26 protein-coding genes are annotated in these 23677 nt (G+C 30.1%); 1 reads left to right on the top strand and 25 read right to left on the bottom strand.

The window, feature by feature from the left end; all coding sequences use genetic code 11:
• Window positions 1-95: 95 nt before the first annotated feature.
• The 23 genes from lonB to DR024_RS02640 all read right to left on the bottom strand — a co-directional run bounded on the left by lonB (window position 96) and on the right by DR024_RS02640 (window position 21927).
• Complete coding sequence (lonB, locus tag DR024_RS02750) at window positions 96-1778, bottom strand: ATP-dependent protease LonB (protein ID WP_027096814.1); 1683 nt, start codon at window positions 1776-1778, stop codon at window positions 96-98.
• A gap of 202 nt (window positions 1779-1980) precedes the next feature.
• On the bottom strand, window positions 1981-3276 hold the full coding sequence (gene clpX / locus DR024_RS02745) for an ATP-dependent Clp protease ATP-binding subunit ClpX (RefSeq protein ID WP_027096815.1): 1296 nt from the start codon (window positions 3274-3276) through the stop codon (window positions 1981-1983).
• 28 nt (window positions 3277-3304) lie between these two features.
• The gene (gene clpP, locus DR024_RS02740; RefSeq protein ID WP_027096816.1) at window positions 3305-3904 is read right to left on the bottom strand and encodes an ATP-dependent Clp endopeptidase proteolytic subunit ClpP; all 600 of its coding nucleotides are present in this window, start codon (window positions 3902-3904) and stop codon (window positions 3305-3307) included.
• A 149-nt stretch (window positions 3905-4053) separates the two neighbouring features.
• Window positions 4054-5343 carry a trigger factor gene (gene tig, locus DR024_RS02735; RefSeq protein ID WP_111918123.1) on the bottom strand — a complete coding sequence of 430 codons (1290 nt, stop codon included), beginning with the start codon at window positions 5341-5343 and terminating at the stop codon, window positions 4054-4056.
• Window positions 5344-5466: 123 nt separating this feature from the next.
• Window positions 5467-6264 (bottom strand): hypothetical protein, encoded by a 798-nt coding sequence (locus tag DR024_RS02730; protein ID WP_027096818.1) that lies wholly within the window; start codon window positions 6262-6264, stop codon window positions 5467-5469.
• A 136-nt stretch (window positions 6265-6400) separates the two neighbouring features.
• Window positions 6401-7081, bottom strand: a complete 681-nt coding sequence (locus DR024_RS02725) for a hypothetical protein (RefSeq protein ID WP_034865796.1) — start codon at window positions 7079-7081, stop codon at window positions 6401-6403.
• Window positions 7082-7506: 425 nt separating this feature from the next.
• A complete protein-coding gene (locus DR024_RS02720) occupies window positions 7507-8781 on the bottom strand; it encodes a murein hydrolase activator EnvC family protein (RefSeq protein WP_027096819.1) in 1275 nt (424 codons plus the stop codon).
• Window positions 8782-8801: 20 nt separating this feature from the next.
• The gene (locus tag DR024_RS02715) at window positions 8802-10034 is read right to left on the bottom strand and encodes a TcaA 3rd/4th domain-containing protein (protein ID WP_027096820.1); all 1233 of its coding nucleotides are present in this window, start codon (window positions 10032-10034) and stop codon (window positions 8802-8804) included.
• Window positions 10035-10052: 18 nt separating this feature from the next.
• The gene (locus DR024_RS02710; protein ID WP_055253320.1) at window positions 10053-10394 is read right to left on the bottom strand and encodes a hypothetical protein; all 342 of its coding nucleotides are present in this window, start codon (window positions 10392-10394) and stop codon (window positions 10053-10055) included.
• A gap of 150 nt (window positions 10395-10544) precedes the next feature.
• A complete protein-coding gene (locus DR024_RS02705) occupies window positions 10545-11264 on the bottom strand; it encodes a hypothetical protein (RefSeq protein ID WP_027096822.1) in 720 nt (239 codons plus the stop codon).
• A 77-nt stretch (window positions 11265-11341) separates the two neighbouring features.
• Window positions 11342-11668 carry a phosphoribosyl-ATP diphosphatase gene (gene hisE, locus DR024_RS02700; protein WP_027096823.1) on the bottom strand — a complete coding sequence of 109 codons (327 nt, stop codon included), beginning with the start codon at window positions 11666-11668 and terminating at the stop codon, window positions 11342-11344.
• 11 nt (window positions 11669-11679) lie between these two features.
• On the bottom strand, window positions 11680-12018 hold the full coding sequence (hisI, locus tag DR024_RS02695) for a phosphoribosyl-AMP cyclohydrolase (RefSeq protein ID WP_027096824.1): 339 nt from the start codon (window positions 12016-12018) through the stop codon (window positions 11680-11682).
• A 12-nt stretch (window positions 12019-12030) separates the two neighbouring features.
• Window positions 12031-12792, bottom strand: a complete 762-nt coding sequence (gene hisF, locus DR024_RS02690; RefSeq protein WP_027096825.1) for an imidazole glycerol phosphate synthase subunit HisF — start codon at window positions 12790-12792, stop codon at window positions 12031-12033.
• A 3-nt stretch (window positions 12793-12795) separates the two neighbouring features.
• The gene (gene hisA / locus DR024_RS02685; protein WP_055183460.1) at window positions 12796-13515 is read right to left on the bottom strand and encodes a 1-(5-phosphoribosyl)-5-[(5-phosphoribosylamino)methylideneamino]imidazole-4-carboxamide isomerase; all 720 of its coding nucleotides are present in this window, start codon (window positions 13513-13515) and stop codon (window positions 12796-12798) included.
• Window positions 13515-14123, bottom strand: a complete 609-nt coding sequence (gene hisH / locus DR024_RS02680) for an imidazole glycerol phosphate synthase subunit HisH (RefSeq protein ID WP_099327968.1) — start codon at window positions 14121-14123, stop codon at window positions 13515-13517. Before hisH ends, hisA begins: the two co-directional genes overlap by 1 nt.
• Before the next feature lie 8 nt (window positions 14124-14131).
• Window positions 14132-14722 (bottom strand): imidazoleglycerol-phosphate dehydratase HisB, encoded by a 591-nt coding sequence (gene hisB, locus DR024_RS02675; RefSeq protein ID WP_099327969.1) that lies wholly within the window; start codon window positions 14720-14722, stop codon window positions 14132-14134.
• Window positions 14715-15770, bottom strand: coding sequence for a histidinol-phosphate transaminase (hisC, locus tag DR024_RS02670; RefSeq protein WP_027096829.1), 1056 nt, complete (start codon window positions 15768-15770; stop codon window positions 14715-14717). Before hisC ends, hisB begins: the two co-directional genes overlap by 8 nt.
• Window position 15771: 1 nt before the next feature.
• Window positions 15772-17058, bottom strand: a complete 1287-nt coding sequence (gene hisD, locus DR024_RS02665; protein WP_027096830.1) for a histidinol dehydrogenase — start codon at window positions 17056-17058, stop codon at window positions 15772-15774.
• 33 nt (window positions 17059-17091) lie between these two features.
• Window positions 17092-17715: an ATP phosphoribosyltransferase gene (hisG, locus tag DR024_RS02660; RefSeq protein ID WP_027096831.1), complete on the bottom strand. Its 624-nt coding sequence runs from the start codon at window positions 17713-17715 to the stop codon at window positions 17092-17094.
• Window positions 17712-18854, bottom strand: a complete 1143-nt coding sequence (gene hisZ, locus DR024_RS02655) for an ATP phosphoribosyltransferase regulatory subunit (RefSeq protein WP_027096832.1) — start codon at window positions 18852-18854, stop codon at window positions 17712-17714. Before hisZ ends, hisG begins: the two co-directional genes overlap by 4 nt.
• Before the next feature lie 171 nt (window positions 18855-19025).
• A complete protein-coding gene (locus DR024_RS02650) occupies window positions 19026-19529 on the bottom strand; it encodes a GNAT family N-acetyltransferase (protein ID WP_027096833.1) in 504 nt (167 codons plus the stop codon).
• A gap of 95 nt (window positions 19530-19624) precedes the next feature.
• Window positions 19625-20782, bottom strand: coding sequence for a tRNA uracil 4-sulfurtransferase ThiI (thiI, locus tag DR024_RS02645; RefSeq protein WP_027096834.1), 1158 nt, complete (start codon window positions 20780-20782; stop codon window positions 19625-19627).
• The gene (locus DR024_RS02640) at window positions 20779-21927 is read right to left on the bottom strand and encodes a cysteine desulfurase family protein (protein WP_111918121.1); all 1149 of its coding nucleotides are present in this window, start codon (window positions 21925-21927) and stop codon (window positions 20779-20781) included. Before DR024_RS02640 ends, thiI begins: the two co-directional genes overlap by 4 nt.
• Window positions 21928-22091: 164 nt before the next feature.
• Here DR024_RS02640 and DR024_RS17545 point away from each other — a divergent pair, with 164 nt between their 5' ends.
• Window positions 22092-22262 carry a DUF4177 domain-containing protein gene (locus DR024_RS17545; RefSeq protein WP_120362401.1) on the top strand — a complete coding sequence of 57 codons (171 nt, stop codon included), beginning with the start codon at window positions 22092-22094 and terminating at the stop codon, window positions 22260-22262.
• A gap of 76 nt (window positions 22263-22338) precedes the next feature.
• Here the strand turns inward: DR024_RS17545 and DR024_RS02635 are convergent, their stop codons facing one another.
• Window positions 22339-22776, bottom strand: coding sequence for an ACT domain-containing protein (locus DR024_RS02635; protein WP_027096836.1), 438 nt, complete (start codon window positions 22774-22776; stop codon window positions 22339-22341).
• Entirely contained in the window at window positions 22776-23672 is an 897-nt protein-coding gene (gene thrB, locus DR024_RS02630) for a homoserine kinase (protein WP_055183465.1), read from the bottom strand. The genes DR024_RS02635 and thrB overlap by 1 nt, the downstream gene beginning before the upstream one ends.
• Window positions 23673-23677: the final 5 nt, after the last annotated feature.

Below are 23677 nucleotides of genomic sequence, written 5' to 3'. Positions count from 1 at the left end.
TCCCTCCATCCATGTTATAATTATTTAGACTTAATTAGTATACACATAATATATATTTTTTTCAATAATTAGACTTTAAAAGGTGTTAGCTATAATTAGCAAACACCTTTCTCTTTGCTTTCACCACTGGCTGAAAGAATATTCAAATCCTCTTCTTCTAAAGATATAGGGAAATTTATAAAGGCCATATTAAATACTTCTTTAATATTTTCAACTGGACATATTTCAATACCACCTACTTCAAGAAGACCTTCACTCCAATTTTCTTTTGGTATAATAACTTTACTTGCTCCAGCTTTCTTTGCCCCTATTATTTTAGCTCTAACTCCACCTATTGGTTTTACTCCACCTAATAATCCTACTTCACCTGTCATAGCTACTTTATTATTTACTTTCATATCTTTTATTGCACTATAAATTGCAGTAGCAATAGCTATACCAGCTGAAGGACCATCAACTAAAGAACCACCCGGAATATTAACGTGTATATCATATTTCTTACAATCAATATCGAATATATTACTTAGTATTGTTAGAACATTTTCTACAGAAGAAATAATCATACTTTTCCTTGTAACCTTTTTATTATTACTAGATATACTCTCCTCTTCAACTACTCCAGATACCTTTAACTTTCCAACACCATCCTTAACCCTCTTAGCAGATGCTTCTATAGTCATAACAGCTCCTATATTAGCGCCATAAACAGCCAAACCATTTACTTTTCCTATAGAAGGGGCCTCAAATACCTTTTCTTCTATTCTCTTTGTATACTGGCAATTTTCTATTACCCATTCCACATCATTGTTAGTTATATAATCTCTATTTTCATTTAAAGCAACCCCTGAACATAACTGTATTAAATTGATAACCTCTCTACCATTACTACAGAATTCTCCTATTAATTCTTCACACTTTTTGTCTAACTTTAACCCTGCTTTTCTTGATGCATCTACTCCAATTTTTATTATCTCATCTGAATCTAATGCTCTAAAGAATATTTCTACGCACCTTGACCTTATTGCAGGAAGAATATCTTCTGGACTTTTAGTTGTTGCGCCAATTAATCTAAAATCTGCAGGCAAACCATTTTCAAAAACCTCCTTAATATATTTAGGCATATTAGGATCTTCCGAACTATAATAGGAACTATCTAAAAAGACCTTCCTGTCCTCAAGAACTTTTAATAACTTATTTAGTTCTATAGGATGAAGTTCACCTATTTCATCTATAAACAGTACTCCTCCATGAGCCTTTGTAACTGCTCCAGGTTTAGGCTGTGGTATTCCAGCTACTCCTAAAGAGCCTGCCCCCTGATATATCGGGTCATGTACAGAACCTATTAATGGGTCCGCAATCCCTCTCTCATCAAACCTAATTGTTGTTGCATCTATTTCAACAAACTTAGATTCTTTCTTAAAAGGAGAGCTACTGTTTTTCTTAGCTTCTTCCAGAACCAATCTAGCAGCTGCTGTCTTACCAACTCCTGGAGGGCCATATATTATTACATGTTGTGGATTAGGGCCACATAAAGCTGCTTTTAACGCTTTTATCCCCTTATCTTGACCAACTACCTCTTGAAAACTACTAGGCCTACTTTTTTCTGTTAAGGGTACTGTCAATGTAATTCCCCTCATTTTGTATAACTTCTCTAATTCCTTAGTACTTTCTTTATCTATAACTACTTTTCTTGCCCTCATACTCTTATTATTAGATATAATAAGATATATCATTAACCCCATTAAAACTATCTGTAATAAAATCAAAATTTCTGCCATTACTCTACCTCCAAGTCATTAATTATATCCGTTTATAATTATTAACTCTTCCTAAGTCTGCTATACATAAATAAGAATTAATTGATAATTTTTATAAATCAAAAAACTTCAGTAACATAAAAATGTCGAAGGTATTCACGAGTTTGTTATAAGTATAATTTCCTAGACAACAAAAAAAAGGCTGTAAAAACAACCTTTTTTATTAAGCAGTTTCTACACCTTTTTTCTTTTTAGGCTTCTTAGCTTTTAATTGAGGTCTAACCTCACCTTCCGGAAGCATTTGAATCTCTGGTCTTTCCTTCTTATTAATTGTAGGCTCAGTAATAACAACCTTGTTTATTCTTTCATCAGAAGGAATTTCAAACATAATCTCTGTCATTACATCTTCAATTATAGATCTTAGTCCTCTTGCTCCTGTCTTTCTTTCTATAGCCTTTTCTGCAATTGCTTCAAGTGCTTTATCTGTAAACTCTAATTCTACATTATCAATTTCAAATAGCTTCATGTATTGTTTTACTAAAGCATTTTTAGGCTTACTTAAAATATTAACAAGTGCTTCTTTATCAAGAGATTGAAGAGTTACTACAAGTGGTAATCTTCCTACAAATTCAGGAATTAAACCAAACTTTAATAAATCTTCTGGTTCTATTGCTTTTAATAGGCTTCCAATATCTTTTTCAGCCTTAGATTGAATATCAGCTCCAAATCCAATAGAACTCTTTCTTGTTCTTTTTTCAATTATCTTATCTAATCCATCAAAAGCTCCACCACAAATAAATAATATATTTCCAGTGTTAATTTGAATGAATTCTTGATGTGGATGTTTACGACCTCCTTGAGGTGGTACAGATGCAACTGTTCCTTCTAATATCTTAAGAAGTGCTTGTTGAACACCTTCTCCCGAAACATCTCTTGTAATAGATGGATTTTCAGATTTCCTTGCTATCTTATCTATTTCATCTATATAAATGATTCCCTTTTCTGCTCTTTCAACATCATAATCTGCATTCTGGATTAATCTTAATAGAATATTTTCTACATCTTCTCCAACATATCCAGCCTCTGTTAATGTTGTGGCATCAGCTATAGCAAATGGAACATTTAAGAATTTTGCTAATGTTTGAGCTAAAAATGTTTTACCTGACCCTGTTGGTCCTAGTAAAAGTATATTACTTTTTTGTAATTCAACATCATCATTGCTCTCATTAGAATTTATTCTTTTATAGTGGTTATAAACAGCAACTGCTAAAGATTTCTTTGCACTTTCTTGACCAATAACGTAAGAATCTAAATATTCTTTAATTTCTTGTGGCTTAGGAAGTGTTTTAGTATCAAACTCTAGAGTATCTTCAAACTCATCTGCTATGATTTCTGAGCATAAATCAATACACTCATCACAAATATATACACCAGGTCCAGCTATTAATCTTTTTACTTGGTCTTGATTCTTACCGCAAAAAGAACACTTCAGCTGTTTCTTGTCATCAAATTTAGCCATACATTCACCTCACTTAGACAATAGGTTGTTATTTATCTTTCCCTAATTCGTTCTTTGTTATTACTTTATCAACAATTCCATATTCTACAGCTTCTTCACCGTCTAAGAAATAATCTCTTTCTACATCAGCTGATAATTTTTCTAATGGTTGATTAGTATTTTCACTTAAGATCTTATTTAATCTCTCTTTAATCTTTAACATTCTATTTGCATGAATGCCAATATCTGTTGCTTGACCTTGGAATCCTCCAAGAGGTTGATGAATCATAACCTCAGCATTTGGTAGAGCATATCTCTTTCCTTTTGCACCACTAGATAGTAAGAAAGCCCCCATTGAAGCTGCCATTCCTACGCATATAGTTGATACATCTGCCTTAATATAATTCATAGTATCATAAATAGCCATACCAGCTGTAACTGATCCACCTGGACTATTTATATATAAGAATATATCCTTATCTGGATCTTCACTTTCTAAGAATAATAATTGAGCTACAATTAGGTTAGCAGATTCATCTGTTACCTCACCGCTTAGCATGATTATCCTATCTTTTAATAATCTTGAGAAAATATCATAAGATCTTTCTCCTCTGCCTGTTTGTTCTACTACCATTGGAACTAATGCCATAATACTACCTCCTAATTAACATACCCAATCTTATATAATTATAATATTAATTAAATTATATTTAAATTATACTTGATTTGTCTTTAATTGTTAATATTAATTTGAAATAATTGCCAGAAATACTTTCTGGCAATTATCTCTTGTATATATTAAGCTGTTTTACAATTATCTTTTAATAATTGAATTGTTTTACCCATAACTATATCATTTTCTAACATAGCTTTTTGTGAATTAATTAATAATTCAACCATTTTTTCTGTTTCTCCAGCTGAGTACATCTTTGCAACTTCAGTAGCTTTTTCCTTTAGTTCTTCTTCTGTTGCTACTATATTTTCAGCCTTAGCAATTGCTTCAAGAACTAGATCAGCTTTAACCTTTCTTTCCGCATTTGCTCTCATATAATCTCTCATCTTTTCAACAGTATTTCCTGTAAATTCCATATATTGATCTAAAGTTAAACCTTGATATTGTAATCTAGATTCTAAATCTTTAATCATATGATCTATTTCTTTTTCTACCATAACTTCTGGTAAATCAATTGTAGCTGTTTCTATAGCAGCATTAATAACTGCATCTTCATATTCTCTTTCAGCTCTATTATCATTGTTTTCTTGAATCTTCTTAGCTACGTCTTCTTTTAATTCAGCTATTGTATCAAATTCAGAAACATCCTTAGCAAATTCATCATCTAAAGTTGGAAGTTCTTTTGCCTTAATTTCTTTAACTGTTACTTCAAAAGTAGCATCCTTATCGTTTAATTCTTCGTTTCCGTATGCTTCTGGGAACTTAACTTTAACTTCTCTAGTTTCTCCAACAGCAGCACCAACTAATTGTTCTTCAAAGTTATCTATGAATGAACCTGAACCAATTTCTAAAGGATAATCCTTTCCTTCTCCACCTTCAAATGCAACTCCATCAATGAATCCTTTGAAATCTATAACAGCTATGTCTCCATTTTCAACTGTACCTTCTGCCTTAACTTCAACTCTAGCGTTCTTTTCTTGCATTGACTTTAATTGAGCTTCAACTTCTTCTTCTTTTACTTCATAAGAATTCTTAGCTACTTCTAATCCCTTGTATTCTCCAAGAATAACTTCTGGATATACAGTTACTTGTGCAGTATATATAAGGTCTTTTCCTTCCCCAACTTCTACAACGTTTATTTGTGGGTAATCAACCGGTCTTAGGTTATTTTCTTCTATAGTCTTTGGATAAGTCTCGTCTATAACAAAGTTAATAGCATCATCAAAAAGTACTTCTATTCCATAGTACTTCTTAACCATAGCCATTGGAACCTTACCTTTTCTAAACCCTTGTACATTGAAGTGCATCTTATTCTTATTATATGCTTTCTTTAGTGCTTCGTTAAACTTTTCTGCTTCAACTCTTACTTCTAACTTAACTACGTTGTTTTCTATTTTTTCCATTTTAGCTTCCATCTTTTTTATTATTCCTCCTAAAATAGTTATTTACCTATTGATAGACTAGGATATTATATCACATATTCCTAATTATTATCAAATTATTTGTTTCTTTTACACTAATCTGTAAATACTCATGCTTTATTGAGAAATTATTCCATCAGCGTTAATGTACTTTATATTTCCATCTATTGTTACTGTTATGCCTTTATCAGGTACAACTTCTCCAATTTGAATGTCCATTCCTTTTGTTTTCCATAAAGTTTTATCTGTATTGTTAATCAAATCCTTTATCCATATGTACTTATGAGTTGCCGACTCTCCAAAATACGGTAGTTGAGATACATAAATAATAGTATTTTCATCTATGAAACTTGGTATAGAATTCCAGATATATCCTTCATAAGCGGATAACATTTTATCTTTAGGAAATGTCTGCTTAGACGTTGAAATATACTCTTTTTTCGTTACATCTTTTAGACTACCATCTACATTTAAAAGATATAAATTTTGATTAGGATCCATTACAATCATTTGTTGTTGTGAAGGACTTAAGGAAAAAGTATACCCTTCTATAGGTTCTAATGCTACAAACTTCTTAACACCTTCTGCTTCTACGTACTCTGCTTTAGCAACAGTACCTTCTTTTATATTAAAATCAATATATGTTCTCTCTGGTTCCTTTTCAACATCCTGCGGTTTCTCTTCATCTATTGATTCTTCGTCCACTGCATCTTCCTCTTGCTCTACAGATTTTCCTGTATCAACCCAAGCTTGTATCTTTGCTTTAACTTGTGTGAAATCTATGTTAGGTAACTGAAATTTAACAAATGCTATTACTACAACTAGCAACATCAAAATAATTCCTATTGTTATCCTACGTTTTCTTCTTCTCATTTTTTTCTCGTAATCTCTACTAAATATGCTTGGTTTTGCCAAGTTTCATACCTCCTTCATATAATTCATAAAAACAATACAAAGTTCCCCATTTTGCTTTTTATTCTAGTTAATATTATACATTATATTAATTCTTTTTGGTATTTCTAAATATTAATTTTTTCTTAGTAATTATGAATTAATGCCTATTACAGCCCTTTGAACATCCACTACAACCAGAACATCCGCCAGACTTCTTGCTACAACAACCACCACACACTTTAGACTCAACAACATTTTCACTATAATCTTCATAATCTCGAGTATCTTTTAATAAATCCTCATACTTTCTTGCCCTTACAATCATAGAGTTAGAATTTATCTCATTAAAATTATCCTTATCAAAAGATCCATATACTTCAATATCTACAAATCCAATATTCTTTAATACATTAATCAAATCTTCTTTCCAAATAGGAGAAATAATTTCAGTATCACTAAATATTTTCTCTTTATTACCACCAATTATAAATTTGTCATAATTAATAATTTGCAACACTATATATCCATTTACCCCTAATTGCTCGTATATTTTCTTCGATAACTCTCTTATAACTCTAATTTCTCTTAACTCTTTTACCACCTGACATAAAAAACATATTTCTTTAAAACTTTTTCCCTTTTTATAAAAGTTATTCAGAAAAGCATCACTATTTTTTTCGATAAAATATTCATATTTTGAAACTTTATCATTTAAATCTTCATTTGCCTCAACTCCAACAATTAATAACTTATCTTTGTAGTTAAGCTTCTCCTTAATAAATTCTACTTGGTCATTATTTATCTTAAAAATACTATTAAACTCTTCTCTTATGTTCATTTTCTCACCTTCATTTATACACAATATTTTTATTATCTATAATACTAGTATACTTTATCCATATATTTCAATGCTTTTTTAAAATTAATTAAAATAGTATATATTTGTCGAAAACTTTTATGAAAAATTAGAAAAAATTTGATTTTTTTCTATTGATTTTATCTATTTTTAATTTATAATTTAAGTATAAGTATTTTAAAATTTAGCCCATACACTCTACTAATATTTTTTATTAGTAAGAGTTTTTATAAACCCCACATATATGTTCATTTATTCCCTTTCTTAAATGAACATACCCTTTAACCTGTACTTATTATAAGTGCAGGTTTTTTATATTTTTCCTATGTCTTAGATAAAAATAAGAAATTGCCACAGGCAATTTCTTATCTACAATAATATATGTTTACTTTTATTAATTATTTTAATTAAATAGGTACATATTTTCTAGGATTTTGATGTTTATTATTTACTCTTACTTCAAAGTGCAAATGAGGTCCTGTGCTATTACCTGTAGAACCAACTAAAGCAACAGTCTGTCCCCTGCTAACTTTTTGATTTTTAACCACATTTAATTTAGAGCAATGCGCATATAAAGTTCTATATCCACCGCCATGATCTATAATAACTACTTGTCCATATCCACCTTGCCATCCAGAATACACCACAGTTCCGCTCTTTGAAGCTTTAATAGGAGTACCAGATGGAGATGCTAAATCTATGCCTGTATGGAAACCACTCTGCCCACTAATTGGATGAATTCTAGGACCATATTCACTAGTAACATGTCCACTAGTTGGTCTTAAAAAGGTTTCTCCTTGAGAATTTCCACTATTTTCATCATCAAGTCCATTGAATAAATCATCTAATTTATTCTGTAAATCTTGATTAAAGTCTGTCAAATCACCTATTTTCTCCTGTAACTCTCTTTCCTTATCTGATAGAGAATTAATCATGCTTTGCTTTTTGCTCTCTATTCCTTTTAAATCATTTACTTGAGATAAATACTTATTTTTTTCATCTACGAATTCTTTTTGAGCACTAACTAATTCTTGTTGTTTATTTTTTATTTCTACTTTTTCCTCATCCAATTCAACAATTTTTTCTTCCAATAACTTCTTTTCATTATTTAGTGCTTCTTTCATACTATTTACTTCATCAATAAGCTTTTTATCAGTATCAAGTATCTTTTTCATATTGTATATATTACCTATAAAGCTTGAAAGACCATCACTACTTACTAAAAAGGCTAACATCTGACTAGTCATATCATTTTTGTAATAATTTCTTATTCTTAATCCAAGCATCTTTTCTCTTTCTTCTGATTCATTTTCCTTTTGAACTATAAGTTCCTCTTTTTTAACTATTTCCTCTTCAGCCTCATTTATTTTAGCTTGTACACTATCTATTTCAGCTTGTAATGAATCTATCTTACTTTGGAACTCATTTACCTTTTTGCTAGATTTCTCTAACTCCTTATTTTTTGCTTCCATCTGTTCCGTAATCTTATCTAATTCTTTATTTACATTATTAACTTGATTTTGTATTTTGTCCTTTTCATTTTGTAAATTGTCTATGGCTTGATTATTATTATTAATTTGATCTTTTATATCAGATGAATTAGTTGCATAAACAATTGGACTCTCAAAAATAAAACAAGATAACGAAATAATAGTTACTACCTTTATTAAACTTTTCTTCATTACTCCTCCCCCTTTTTTAATTATAAACTAAAGTTTTCTATATCTTCTACCTTCCACTCTTTCCCGTTATAGATCATTTTAGTGAAAAATAATTTATTACTTTCTTCTTTATTCAATCCAAGAAAACTCTTACTTACTGTATAGTCAACACTTACTACAATAGTTGCACTATATATTCCATCTTCATGTCTATATTGGTTTTTATCCTCAACTATTCTTATATCCTTTATGTTATATTTATTTTTTAAAATGAAATACTTTTTTTCTAACACATCGTAAATTTTATTAATGGCATTTTCCGTTCCACCTTTTATAACGCTCTTATCTTCCTCATTAAGGGATAAAAAAACACTCCTATAAAATTCATCAACTACAGTATCTATTTCTGACTTTAGAGTTTCATTTTCCATACTTAAATTAAGTGTTAAATTAGGGATATCTTTAACTTGAACTTCTTCACCTTTAACTCTCCCCCAAGGAAACTCTTTTTCAATATGTAATTTAACTTCTCCTGTAGTAGGAAATGGTCCTATATTTTTTGCATCTTTTACCAAGATACCAGTTGATTGTCCATTAGCAAATACTTCTGCATCATAAAATGCTGATGATATATTAAGCATTACAGCATCAAATTCCATATCTATCTCTTCATCTTTCATAAGCACTATTTCTTTAGATGCTTCTATATCTCCAAATCCACTTTCTAAAATTCCTTTTACTGTATAAACACCTGGGATTAACTTATCTATTTTACTTCCTGCATTTATATAATTTTTATCATCTATAGTAAATCTACTATCCTTAAATTCACTATCAATTTTCAAACTATATGGTTTAATATCTATATAACATCTTGTTCCAAATACTCTATTCTCTTCAACAAGTTTTAAATCTTCTGTCTCTCCTACTGTCTTCAATTTATTTATTAGTGAATCAACTCTAGAATTATCTTTGGAATAATAATTAATAAGCGGTTGAACTTCCTTTTTACTTACCTTTTTATTGTTAAACTTAGCAATTGAAGAAAGTTTGTTTGAACTTTCGTTTTTTAAAGCTACTTCTAATTTACTCAATAAATGCTCTTTAGAAGTATTTATTCTACCAATACCAAATCCTAAAAACATAAGTATCACTAATGCTAGAATAGTTAAAAGTTTTCCTCTCTTCTTCATAATTTCAAAGATAGTCTCTCTCTTTATGCTCTTAATATCTTTAATTAAATCAGAAAAATAATTTTTCAAATCCTCTTTCATATAATACCCCTCGATAAATTATTCTAAGATATCAATAATCCACTTTCCACATTCAATACACTTATAAACTCTAATAACAAAAAGATCAAGTTCATCTTGTTTTATATTCTTTGCAAACATATAAACTTCTTCCTTTGTGATGAACTCATCCTCTTTATTAATAAAACCATGTACTTGAATAAAATAGTTATCCTTACTCTTCTCACAACAATCGTTTTGAGTGGCACAAGTTACCTTCTCATAAGTTAATTCACTTTGCATATCTCTTAATATATCTACAATATCTAAATATTCATTTATATCATCTAAAAAATCCTCTTCATAAAAACTTAACTCATTTACTTTAAATAATTCTTTCATATTATTTCTCCTTTCGTTTCCTTCTTTTAGTATACCTATAAATATTACAAATTTCTATCCTTTTAATCATAGAATCTTTACCCTTTATTTGACAACTACTTATCTCTATAAAAATATACTGTAAAGAAAAAAGGCTGGTTTCCCGGCCTTTTAGTTTATTTTCAATATTGTTGTATCTATTTCTTTCAATTTATATTGATTTAAATACTTATTTACTATATCATCTACATCCTTTAAGTAATATTCTCTATCACTTACATTTGGTAGAACTTCAGCATCTTTTGTTATACAAAAATAAACTGTATCCTCAACAAAATTAGAAGATATCTTGTTGAAATCTTCCTCAGACAAAAATTCACCAACATATAAATATGCAACTTCAAACTTTGTTTTCTTATGAACTAATGAATACATTTCAGATTTCCCACTAACCTTAAATGGATTTTTAACCACTTCAAATTTTGCTTCATAATATTTAATTATAGCCTCTTTCATATTATCAAAGTTTCTAGCTATTAATTTTTCATACTGCTCTTTTACTCTCCTGTTATACTTCATTATTAATTCAAGAAGCTCACCATAATTTATCTCTTCCGTATATTCCTTTTTAATCTCATTCTCTTGTATCTCTTTAGCCTCTAGCTTTTCTGGGATTTTAGCTAAATTAATTTTTTTCTTTGTAACGCTTTCTTTTTCAATTGCATCCATTTTAGATTTTGCCATTACCTTATTACCTTTTATTCCGATTACTTCTGATGTCTCAATTGCTTTCGCAATAGTTTCTTTATTTTTGCTAGGGAACCAAGTACTAATAGCATCTAAGGATAACTCTCCTATACCCAAAACCATTGTTTCTATCTTTTTTTGCATACTATTTATCTCCCCCTACCTCTTTTTGTATAATACATTTATATTTTACAACTTTTACCAAACGCTATCAAGAAAAATTATATATTTTCAATTTCTTTTCTTTCTCCCTTGAAATTGTTTACTTTTTTACTTCTTTTCTCTAACTCTAATTTTATATCTTCAAGTGAAATTCCCAATTCAGCCATTAACACTAAAATGTGATATATCAAGTCACACATTTCATTTACTTGATTATCCTTATTATCTCCTAGGCTACTAATAACAACCTCTGTTGACTCTTCTCCAACCTTCTTTAATATTTTTTCTAAACCTTTATCAAATAAATATGCTGTATATGATCCATCTTCTCTTATATCTTTTCTAGTTAATATTGTTTTATATAACTCCTTTAAAATATCCTCCATTTACTTGCCTCCTATAAATTTCTGTAAAAGCAACTTCTTTCTCCTGTATGACATGCTGCTCCTACTTGTTCTACTAAAACTAATAAAGTATCATTATCACAATCTATCTTTATCTCTTTAACATACTGTAAATGTCCAGAAGTTGCTCCCTTATTCCATAGTTCATTCCTACTTCTACTATAAAACCATGTTGTATCCCCCTCCAAAGTCTTAATTAAACTTTCTTCCGACATGTAAGCAAGCATTAAAACTTCATTACTATTTATATCTTGAACAATTGTTGGTACTAGTCCATTTCCTTTTTTAAAGTCTACTTCTTGTACTTTTTTTATTATCTCTTCCCTATTCATATACTTATACTCCTAGTATCTAACACTTATATTTCTATCCTTTAAATATTTCTTTACTTCTTCTACCGATAATTCTCCATAGTGAAAAAGTGATGCTGCAAGAGCTGCATCTGCCACTTCATCCTTAAAAACTTCATAAAAATGTTCAAGTTCTCCACATCCCCCTGAAGCTATAACTGGCACATTAGTTATATTAGACACTGACTTAGTAAGTTCAATATCAAACCCTTTTTTAGTTCCATCAGCATCCATAGAAGTTAATAATATTTCTCCAGCCCCTAGCCTTATCCCCTCTTCAATCCATCTCAAGGCATCAATTCCTGTATCAATTCTGCCACCATTTATAACTACATTCCATCCTGTATTATCTTCTCTTTTCTTTGCATCAACTGCTAGTACAATACACTGATTTCCAAAATAATATGCTCCTTTTTTTATAAGTTGTTTATCCCTTACAGCAGCTGAATTTAAACTTACTTTATCTGCACCAGCTCTTAGTATCTCCTTAATATCCTCTAAGTTTTTTAGCCCTCCCCCAACTGTAAATGGAATAAATATTTTTTCAGCTACTTTCTCTACTACCCTTCTCATTATTCCCCTACCTTCATGAGTAGCTGTAATATCTAAAAACACTAATTCATCTGCTCCTGCCTTATAGTAATATTCAGCTAAGTCTACAGGATTCCCAACATCTTTAAGACCAACAAAGTTAACTCCTTTTACAACTCTTCCTTCTTTTACATCTAGACAAGGTATAATTCTCTTTGTATGCATACACTATTCCTCCCTAGTAACTTTTATAGCTTCTTCTAAAGAAAGAGTTTTTGCATATATAGCCTTTCCAGTTATTGCTCCATATACATCTATTTCTTTTAAAGCTTTTATGTTAGATACATCTCTTATTCCTCCTGAAGCTGTAATATCCATACAAACCTCTTTCTTTAACTCATTTAACATTTCAATATTAGGTCCCTCTAAAGTCCCATCCTTAGAAATATCAGTAACTATAATATTTTTAACCCCTAACTTTTCTAACCTCTTTGCAAATTCTATATAGTGAATAGAGCTTTTTTGAAGCCATCCTCTTCCACATACATACCCATCCTTGCAATCTATTCCTACTGCTATTTTTTCTCCATACTCTCTTAAAGCCTTATTTAAAAGTTTTTCATCTTCCATAGCGCTTGTACCTAAAATAACCCTTGAAACTCCATTATCTATAAGATACTTTATATCTTCAAAGGTTCTTATACCGCCACCTACCTCAACAGGAATAGATAATGTTTGTGCTATCTCTATAATTACATTTAAATTAACCAATTCACCTTTTTTGGCTCCATCCAAATCTACTAAGTGTATCCATTGTGCTCCAAGGTATTCAAATTTTTTTGAAGTATCTAAGACATCTTTTGCTACTATTTCTTTTTTATTATAGTCTCCTTGATATAACCTAACTGGCTTTCCATCTATAATATCTATTGCTGGTATTATTATCATCAAATCAACTCCTTAAAATTTCTTAAAATATTAAGACCTGCTTCTCCACTTTTTTCTGGATGGAACTGCGCCCCCATTACATTTTTCCTTCTAACTAATCCGGGTATTTTTAAACTACCATAATATGAAAACCCTACTAAATCTTCATCATTATAATCTTGGGCATAGTATGAATGTACATAATATACAAAAGAAGCTTTCTCTGAGATAGAAATTAATTCATCTTCCCTATTCTTTTCTAAGTTGTTCCATCCTATATGAGGTATCTTTACATTAGGATCCTCCATCCTTACAATCTTACCTTTCAATAAACCTAATCCTGCTCTTTCTTCTCCTTCATATCCTTTTTCAAAAAGAACCTGCATACCTAAACATATTCCTAAAAGGGGTTTTCCCTTTTCCACTTCCTCTTTTAATATTTGATCTAAATTTGATTTCGTCAAATTATCCATACAATCTTTAAATGCTCCTACTCCAGGCAAAATCAAGCCACTAGCAGTTCTTATATCTCTAACTTCAGAACTAACTTTGCACCTACACCCTATCTTATTCAAAGCATTATATACACTTTTTAGATTTCCCATTCCATAATCTATAATAACAACCATATTTCCTCCTAAAGAATTCCTTTTGTAGAAGGTATCCTACTACTTCCAGTTTCTATTTCTTTTGCTTCTTTTAATGCTCTTCCTAATGCCTTAAATATTGCTTCTACTTTATGGTGATCATTTTCTCCGTATATAACTCTTGCATGTAATGTTATTCCAGCGTTAAAAGCAAAAGCTCTTAAAAATTCCTTAACCATCTCTGTTGAAAAATTTCCTATACTATCTCTTTTAAAATCACCTTCAAATACTAAAAAGCTTCTTCCACTTATATCTAAAGATACTTGTGACAAAGTTTCATCCATAGGTATAAAGAAGCTTCCATACCTCTTTATACCTACTTTTTCACCTAATGCTTCTTTAAAAGCTTGGCCTAAAATTATTCCAACATCCTCAACAGTATGGTGGTCACATACATCCAAATCACCATGGGCTATTACTTCTAAATCTATTCCACTATGAAAAGCCATTAAGTCCAACATATGATCAAAAAAACCTATTCCTGTTTTTATATTAGACTTTCCATCACCATCCAAATTAATTTTTAACTGAATTTTAGTTTCATTAGTATTTCTATTTATGCTACATTCCCTTTTAAGCATAGCTTACTCCCCCGTATCCAACTATTTCTCTTATTGCTTGAAGAAGTTTGTTATTCTCAAAGGAGCACCCCACAGTAATTCTAAAATTATTTTTCTCAAAACTTCTTATAAGAATTCCTCTTGATTTTAATCCGTTAATTAACGCTTCTTTATACTCTGTTCTTCCATAGATATAATTTGCTTTTGAAGGGTAAAACTCAATATATAAGGCTGAATTCTCTTGAATTTCTTTTAAAGATTTATAAAGCTTTTCTCTTTCAGATACAATTTCTTTAGTATTTTTTTCAACATACATTCTGTCCTTTAAGACAATACTAGCTATAACTTGAGATAAGGAATTAACGTTATATGGCACTTTATACTTATTTATTTTTTTGATTTCTTCACTATTACCAATTAAAAAACCTACTCTTGTTGCTGCTAACCCCCAAGCCTTTGAAAGGGTTCTTGTAACTAATAGATTCTTATATCTATTAATGTAAGGTATCATAGATTCTCCAAAAAACTCATAATATGCCTCATCTACTAATACTACTTTATCCTTAAATTCTTCTAATATCTTAGTTATTTTAAATGGTTCAATTGCATGCCCTGTTGGATTGTTTGGGTTAGAGAAAATGATCATATCTACATTTTCTTTTTTACCTAACTCTATAAATTCATCTATATCAAAGCTTCCATCTTCTTTTGTGTTATATTTAACCATCTTACCCGAATGCATAGACACATAGTAATCATACATTGAGAAATCAGGGTTAAGAGTTAGTAATTTCTTTCCCTCTGCAATGTTTAATCCTATTACTAACCCAATCATTTCATCAGATCCATTTCCAACTACTATATTTTCTTTATCAACGCCTGCATATCCCCCATATAATTCTTTTAGAACTTCACTACTATCTTCTGGATACCTGTTTAACTCTAAATTACATATATAAGTTTTAATATCTAACTTCATTTTTTCATCTATTCCAAAGTAACTTTCATTAGCATTTAGTCTAATTTCTAAATTATCATATAAATTTATATATGATTGTATCCCTTTCATATTACTTCACCCTCACCTTCACAGAATTTGCATGTGCTGTAAGTCCTTCTTTGTTAGCTATATTAATAATCTTTTCTCCATCTCTTTTTATTGCTTCTTCAGAATAATAAAGAAATGATGATTTTTTTATAAAACTATCCACTGAAAGAGCCGAGTAAAACCTTGCTGTTCCATTAGTAGGCAATACGTGGTTAGTACCTCCAAAATAATCTCCAACAGGCTCTGGTGTATTATTTCCTAGGAAAACAGAACCTGCATGTCTAATCTTTCCTAAAAGTTCCATAGGATTCTCAGCCATAAGTTCAAGATGTTCTGGTGCAAACCTATTTGAAACCTCTATACATTCATCTATTGAATTACAAATAATAGCTTTTCCATAATTCTTTAATGCCTCTTCTATTATTTCTTTTCTATCCAAATCTTTTATTTGAGCCTCTAATTCTTTCTCTATCTCTTCATATAGCTGCTTAGATGTAGTAACTAAAATAGATGATGCCAACCTATCGTGTTCAGCCTGAGACATTAAATCTGCTGCAATATATTTCGGATTAGCATTTTCATCTGCTACTACAAGTATTTCACTTGGTCCTGCTATCATATCTATATCAACCTTGCCAAATACTAATCTCTTTGCTGTTGCCACAAAAATATTACCAGGACCTACTATTTTATCTACCTTTGGTATACTTTCTGTTCCATTTGCTAAGGCAGCTATCCCCTGTGCTCCCCCAACTTTATAAATTTTACTTACTCCTGCAACTTTAGCCGCTACCCCTATATACGGATTTAATTTCCCTTCCTTATTAGGAGGTGTTATCATTATTATCTCTTTAACTCCTGCAACTTTTGCCGGTATTACATTCATAAGAACAGATGATGGATAAGCAGCTGTTCCTCCTGGAACATATACTCCTACAGAGTCTAAAGGTATAACTCTTTGACCTAGAAAAATACCATTGTCTTTATTTAAAATAAACCCTCTACTTTTTTGTGCATTATGATAATATTCTATATTTTTTTTCGCTTCTTCTAAATTGTCTATAAAGTTTTTTTCAACCTTTATAAAACATTCATCTAATTCTTCTATACTTACTTCAAAGTCATCTAACAAAACTCTATCAAACTTCTCTGTATATGACTGTAATGCTTTATCTCCATTTTTTTTAACATCTTCTAGAATATTAGAAACACTTTTTAAAACTTCTTCTTTTACTTCTTCTTCTCTATCTTTAAGCTCACTTAAAAGAATGTCCCAATCTTTATTTTCAAGATTTATAAGCTTTAACATACTCTTGCCCCCTCTTTATTTATTGCTTATACTTTACAAAACTTGTTTTAACCTGTTGATAAAAGCCCCAATTTCTTCTCTCTTCATTTTAAAACTAGCCTTGTTTACTATAACTCTTGCACTTATATCACATATCCTATCAAAAACAATTAATCCATTTTCTTTTAAAGTTGTCCCTGTTTCCATAATATCTACTATGGCATCACACAGCCCTAATATAGGTGCTAGTTCAACTGATCCCTCAATTTTTATTATTTCTACATCCATACCTCTTTTCTTAAAATATTCTCTAGCTACCTTAGGATACTTAGTTCCAATCTTTATATGACCAACCTTTTTAAAAACATCTTTTTCTGGTAATGATGCTACTATAAAATTACATTTACCTATTTCTAGATCTAATACTTCATAATAGTTATTATCACTTTCCATTAGCGTATCTTTACCAACCACACCAATATCAGCTACTCCATGTTCTACATAAGTTATAGAATCTGCTGCTTTAACTAAAAAGTATTTAATGTCCTCAATAGTATCATTAAAAACAAGCTTTCTTCCTTTGTTCTTAAGTTCTTCTGTACCGAAATTAGCCTTATCTAATAACTTTATTGTCTCTTTCTCTAGCCTTCCTTTTGTCATTGCAATACTTATACTCATTCAATCACCTCCTCCTTTAATACCTTTATTCCTTGAATATCTTTAGAAGGTACAAGTTCTGCCACATAACCTAAATTTCTTAAAACTTGTCCTTGTTTTATGGCTACAACTATATCCTTAGGATTATAAATAATTCTATACTTTTCTTCTTTACCATTGTTCTTCTCATCTTCTAATTGAACTAATGGATCTAGATTTATAGAAAATCCTACAGCAGGCAAATCTCTTCCAAATGTTGATATAAGATCATCATACCTTCCCCCTCTAAGAACTGTATCCCCAATACCTTCTACATATCCTTTAAATATAATCCCTGTATAATAATTTAATCTTGGTACAATTCCTAAATCAAAAGTAAGCTTATCTCCATATCCTAGGTTGTCCAATATTTCATATATATTTCTTAAATACTTAATTTCATTTAATATTTCATTATTAATAGCGTACTTTTCTCCTATATCTAGAATCTCTACGCCTCCAAAAAGCCAAGGTAATTTCATGAAGAAATTCTTATAGTCATCTCCTACATTTAACATATCCAGATACTCTTCTAATTCCTTCATACTTTTTTCATCAATAAGTTTTGCTAAAAAACTTCTCTGTTCAAGATCTAACTTTAACCACTCAACTGCAGAATTAAAAAAGTTTATATTACCTACTTCTATCTTATAACCAGTTTCTTTTAGTATTTTTAAACTTTCTAATGCTGTAATAAGAATTTCAACATCTGAATCAATTCCATTTAATCCAATAAGTTCAACACCACAATCAGTATATTCATTCTTTTTTCCACCTAAACTTTCATGAACTCTAAATACATTGGAAGTATATCTTAATCTAATAGGTGGATTAATCTCCTTAAATTTTGTAGCAACTACCCTTGCTATAGGTATTGTCATATCTGGTCTTAAAACTAAAATTCTACCTTTATCATCGAAGAACTTATACATATCTTCTTCTCTTAGATTTTGAAATCCTCCATTAAAGGTTTGATAATATTCTATTGTAGGAGTTATAACCTCTTTATATCCCCACTTATTTAGTATATTTTCAATTTCTAACTCCAACTCTTTTTTTCTAACACATTCATCTAAAATAAGATCTCTTGTTCCTTCAGGAATAATATTTTTATTAACCATTGCCCCCTCCATCCTTCTTTACCAATTTAACATATTAAAGTAATAAATCCTTAAAATTATAATATGCTTTACTTTATATATTGTCAATATTTTCTATATATATTTCACAAAATTTTACTAAAGAAAAAAAGAAACCACCAAAGGTGATTTCTAAAAACTTATAATTATTATCTATTTGCTATTGGCTAATTCACCAATCTTATTTCCTGCTAATCTATATGTTGTCCATTCTTCCATTCCAATAGAACCAAAGCCTTTATAGAACCTTATTGAAGGTTCATTCCAATTTAAACAAACCCATTCCATTCTTTCACATGAATTTTCTACTGCTATCTTAGCTAGAACCTTAAATATTTCTTTACCATATCCTTTACCTCTATGCTCAGGTAATATAAATATATCTTCTAGATATAATCCTGCTTTTCCTATAAAAGTAGAAAAGTTAAAGAAATATAAAGCAAATCCTATTGGTTGTCCATTTTCTTCAGCAACTAAAACCTTAGCTCTATTATCTTCAAATATACTTTTCCTCAAAACTTCCTCAGTTGCAACAACTTCATTACTCATTTTTTCATACTCAGCAATTCCCTTAATAAACGAAAGAATTAAGGAAGTATCTTCTACTGTAGTTTCTCTCAACTTAAAATCATCATATTTTGTATCTATGTATTTCACAAATATCCCCCTCTTCTGCAAAAATATAACATATAAATTTTACCATAGAAAAAGACTATTGCAAAACTTTAAGTTCCACAATAGTCAAATATAATTTACTTTAATTTTACAACTTCCATATTATCAATTGCTTCATTAACTAGTTTTTCAACATCAAGCTTACTTTCACTCTTTCTCATAGCTTCAACTTGAGGTTTTGTTTTAGGATGCTTTGGGACAAATATTGTACAGCAATCCTCATATGGAAGAATTGAAGTTTCATATGTATCGATGTCTCTAGCTATATCCATAATATCTTCCTTATCCATAGCTATAAGTGGTCTAAATACTGGTCTATCAGCACAATCTGTACTTACGATTAATCCCTCCATAGTTTGGCTTGCAACTTGGCCTATACTTTCTCCAGTAGCTACAGAATCTATTCCTAGTCTATCTGATAACTCACAAGCTATTCTCATCATAAATCTTCTCATTATAATTGTAAGCTCGTCTTCTCTACACTTTTCTATAATTTCCATTTGAACATCTGTAAATGGAACTATATATAAATTAACTTCTTCAGTGTACCTAGCAAGAATTTTAGCAAGAGTTTTAACTTTATCCTTAGCTCTTTCAGAAGTATATGGATGACTGTGATAATAAACGCAGTTTAATGCAACCCCTCTTCTAGCCATTAGATACCCTGCAACTGGTGAATCTATACCTCCTGATAACATAAGCATAGTACTTCCATTTATTCCATAAGGAAGCCCACCTGCACCTTTAATCTTATCCTTATTAGTCCATATATAAGCATATTCTCTAATTTCAATATTTAATGCACATTCAGGATTCTTAACATCAACTGTTATTTGTCCATCCATACGGTGTAATACATAGCCACCAACTTCTCTTGAAGTTTCCATAGAGTTTTGTGGGAACAACTTATTTGCTCTATTTGTTATTATCTTAAAAGTTTTACTTCCACTTTCTCTTACCTTCTTTAAAGCTTCTTCCTTAATCGCTACCATATCCCTATCAACCTTAGTTACTATACAAACCTCAGCAACACCAAAAACTCTTTTAATTCTAACTATAGCTTCATCTATTTCATCAACTTTTATGAAATATCTATTTTGATCTGATATTATTTCAAAATTTAAGCCTTCAAGTTTTATAGCTATATTATCTCTTAGCTTCTTCTCAAATTTATTTCTATTTAATCCTTTTAGAAATATCTCTGAGGCATACTTAACTAATATTAATTTACTCATCTTCTAATCCTCCTTAAGAATACTAATCCCTTTTTTAGGGCATCAATAGTCTTATCTATCTCTTCTTTTGTATTTTCTGGGGAGAAAGAAAATCTTATTGCTCCCTCAACCTCTTTCTTAGTCAGCTTCATAGCTTCCAAAACATGACTTCCTATAACTCCACCCTTAGATTTAGAAGTACAAGCTGAACCTGTAGATACAAAAATATTAGCATCTTCTAATAAATGTAGCAATACTTCTCCTCTAATTCCTCTAAATGAAACATTTAAAATGTATGGAGAAAACTTATCATTCATTGGACTATTTATTCTAATATCATCTATCTCAGAAAATCTTTTTATCATATATTCTTTTAATTCACTAACTTTTTCATAGTTTATATCCATATTCTTAATAATATCTTTAGCAGCAACTGTTAATCCCATTATTCCATGTATATTCTCAGTTCCAGCTCTTAATCCTCTTTCTTGAGTTCCCCCATGAATATGAGGTACTATACTCATCCCTTTAGCTAAATAGCAGAATCCAACACCCTTAGGTCCATGAATTTTATGTGCACTAGCTGTTAATGCATCAATCTTCATTTTCTTAACATCTATAGTAAATTTACCATACCCTTGGACTCCATCTACATGGAACTTTGCTCTATTACTTATAGACTTTATAGTTTCACCTATCTCTTTTAAATTCTGTATGCTTCCAACTTCATTGTTAACAAACATAACTGAAACTAAAACAGTATCTTTAGTAATAGCTTCTCTTAGTTCTTCAATATCAATTTCTCCAAATTCATTAACAGAAAGATATGTAACTCTTACCCCAGATTTTTCAAGAGCTTCAACAGTATTCTTTATTGAACTATGTTCAAAAGGAGTTGTAATTAAATGTGTTCCTGTCTTCACTAATCCTTTAATTATAAAGTTGTTTCCTTCACTTCCTCCTGAAGTAAAATATATTTCATCATTACTGCAATTTATTGTTTTTGCAATTACTTCTCTGCATTCATCTAGTTTTTTTTCTGATTCCATACCTAACTTGTGTGAAGATGATGGATTTGCATAATATTTTTTCATTCCATCACATATTGCCTCAATAACTTCTTCTTTTGGCTTAGTAGTAGCTGCATTATCTAAATAAATTTCCATACTTCTCACCTCTTCTACTAAATTTAGTATTATCTATATTTCTACAAGTAATACCTTAGTATAATATATAACACCTTTTTACATCAAGTTTAAATTTACTTATTGTAATTATTTGGTAGTAGATGTATAATTAATTTTAGAGTACTAACAATGGGGTGTTTTATATGAAAATGTACGAATACAAGGTTGAACATATTTCATTTGATTTAAAAACAACTTTCAATGAAGAAGAAAGAGAAAGGCAAGTTTTAGAAAAACTAAATTCATTAGGTAGAGAAGGTTGGGAGCTTTGCGCTGCTGATAAAGATCACTTCTACTTAAAAAAAGAAATTTAGCCATTACATTTCCTATAAATATATAAATAAAAAAAGAAGATATTTACCTAAATGTAAAAATATCTTCTTTTTTTGTTTATTCCATTGCTATAAATTCTACTTTTTCTACCTTTTCTATATCACTTATTCCATCCATTAATGATGTAATGTCTCCCTCTAAGTTACTTATATCTATAGTTAAGCTTATATATGCATACCCATTAAGAGGTATACCTTGATTAATAGTAAGTATATTTCCTCCTTGACCTGAAATGAAGTTTAATATTCTAGATAGAATTCCCCTACCATCAATTATCATTATATTGAATGTAGCTTTCCTTCCCTGAGGACTTTCAGAAAACTCATAAATATAATCTTTATATTTATAATATACACTTCTACTAATTCCAGCCATCTTGGTAGCTTCTGTTACTTCCTTAACTTTTCCTTCTTTTATAAGCTTCTTAGCATTTAGCACTTTTTCATATACCTCAGGTAAAACCCTCTTATGAATTACAAAATAATTTCCATCCACTATTTATCACCCTCTATTATTATTGCACCATTTTTATCTATAGAAAGTTCATGAATAGCCCAATTTAAGGACTTTACCTCTAAAAACTTCTCCATATGGCTTTTAAACTTATAGTTTTTATCAGAAATCATTGCCATTATAGTTGGACCTGCTCCGCTTAAATATGTTGCTAAAGCACCTAATCTATTTGATTCCTCTTTTACTTCATAAAATCCTTTTATTAACTTACTCCTATAATTTTCATGAAAAGCATCCCGACATGCATACTTTAATAAATCATAATTTCCGTTAGTTAATGCAGTTACCATTAGAGATGCTCTACTCACATTATATACCCCGTCTTTTAAGGATATTTCCTTAGGTAAAACCACTCTAGCATCCTTAGTTGAAAGTCTAAAATCAGGTATTATAGGAATGAACTTAACATGTTCTTGAACCTTCACCATATCATAGTATACCCTACCTCCTTCCATTATAGCAACAACCATTCCACCTAAAACAGCAGGTGCAACATTATCAGGATGTCCTTCTATCTCTACAGCCATTTGTAATATCTCATCTTTAGAAAACTTGTTTCCCATTATTGCATTTGCACCAATAAGACCAGCAACTATACAACTAGAACTACTTCCCAAGCCTCTAGAAATAGGGATATCTTGCTTAATTGTACTTATTTCTAACCCTTTTGGGTTATATTTTCCTTTATTAAAACAAAACATCATAGCTTCATAAACTACATTATTTTCATTACAAAATTCTTCTGCTACTCCATTAAACTTTAAACCACTCTCTGTTTCTTCAAATCCAAATTCATTATATAATTCTACTGCAATTCCTATAGAATCAAATCCTGGTCCCATATTAGCGGATGTTGCAGGCACTCTTACCCTAATCATTCTTA

It is taken from the genome of Clostridium paraputrificum (genome assembly GCF_900447045.1).
In the GTDB taxonomy this organism is placed as follows: domain Bacteria; phylum Bacillota; class Clostridia; order Clostridiales; family Clostridiaceae; genus Clostridium; species Clostridium paraputrificum.
This window is presented reverse-complemented; position numbering and strand designations above follow the sequence as displayed.

Coding starts and splice junctions, on each gene's coding strand:
- DR024_RS02725 (WP_034865796.1), bottom strand. CDS start 7,081: ATGAACATAAGAGAAGAGTTTAATAGTATTTTTAAGATAAATAATGAC.
- DR024_RS02715 (WP_027096820.1), bottom strand. CDS start 10,034: ATGAAAGAGGATTTGAAAAATTATTTTTCTGATTTAATTAAAGATATT.
- DR024_RS02720 (WP_027096819.1), bottom strand. CDS start 8,781: ATGAAGAAAAGTTTAATAAAGGTAGTAACTATTATTTCGTTATCTTGT.
- clpP (WP_027096816.1), bottom strand. CDS start 3,904: ATGGCATTAGTTCCAATGGTAGTAGAACAAACAGGCAGAGGAGAAAGA.
- hisD (WP_027096830.1), bottom strand. CDS start 17,058: ATGTTAAAGCTTATAAATCTTGAAAATAAAGATTGGGACATTCTTTTA.
- hisG (WP_027096831.1), bottom strand. CDS start 17,715: ATGAGTATAAGTATTGCAATGACAAAAGGAAGGCTAGAGAAAGAGACA.
- hisZ (WP_027096832.1), bottom strand. CDS start 18,854: ATGGTTAATAAAAATATTATTCCTGAAGGAACAAGAGATCTTATTTTA.
- hisF (WP_027096825.1), bottom strand. CDS start 12,792: ATGCATACAAAGAGAATTATACCTTGTCTAGATGTAAAAGAAGGAAGA.
- hisI (WP_027096824.1), bottom strand. CDS start 12,018: ATGAATAGGGAAGAGATAATAAAAAAAGTACAAGAAGTAGACTTTAAA.
- thrB (WP_055183465.1), bottom strand. CDS start 23,672: ATGATTAGGGTAAGAGTGCCTGCAACATCCGCTAATATGGGACCAGGA.
- hisE (WP_027096823.1), bottom strand. CDS start 11,668: ATGGAGGATATTTTAAAGGAGTTATATAAAACAATATTAACTAGAAAA.
- thiI (WP_027096834.1), bottom strand. CDS start 20,782: ATGAGTAAATTAATATTAGTTAAGTATGCCTCAGAGATATTTCTAAAA.
- hisB (WP_099327969.1), bottom strand. CDS start 14,722: ATGCTTAAAAGGGAATGTAGCATAAATAGAAATACTAATGAAACTAAA.
- clpX (WP_027096815.1), bottom strand. CDS start 3,276: ATGGCTAAATTTGATGACAAGAAACAGCTGAAGTGTTCTTTTTGCGGT.
- hisC (WP_027096829.1), bottom strand. CDS start 15,770: ATGAAAGGGATACAATCATATATAAATTTATATGATAATTTAGAAATT.
- DR024_RS02710 (WP_055253320.1), bottom strand. CDS start 10,394: ATGAAAGAATTATTTAAAGTAAATGAGTTAAGTTTTTATGAAGAGGAT.
- hisH (WP_099327968.1), bottom strand. CDS start 14,123: ATGGTTGTTATTATAGATTATGGAATGGGAAATCTAAAAAGTGTATAT.
- lonB (WP_027096814.1), bottom strand. CDS start 1,778: ATGGCAGAAATTTTGATTTTATTACAGATAGTTTTAATGGGGTTAATG.
- hisA (WP_055183460.1), bottom strand. CDS start 13,515: ATGATAATAATACCAGCAATAGATATTATAGATGGAAAGCCAGTTAGG.
- DR024_RS17545 (WP_120362401.1), top strand. CDS start 22,092: ATGAAAATGTACGAATACAAGGTTGAACATATTTCATTTGATTTAAAA.
- tig (WP_111918123.1), bottom strand. CDS start 5,343: ATGGAAGCTAAAATGGAAAAAATAGAAAACAACGTAGTTAAGTTAGAA.
- DR024_RS02705 (WP_027096822.1), bottom strand. CDS start 11,264: ATGCAAAAAAAGATAGAAACAATGGTTTTGGGTATAGGAGAGTTATCC.
- DR024_RS02640 (WP_111918121.1), bottom strand. CDS start 21,927: ATGGAAATTTATTTAGATAATGCAGCTACTACTAAGCCAAAAGAAGAA.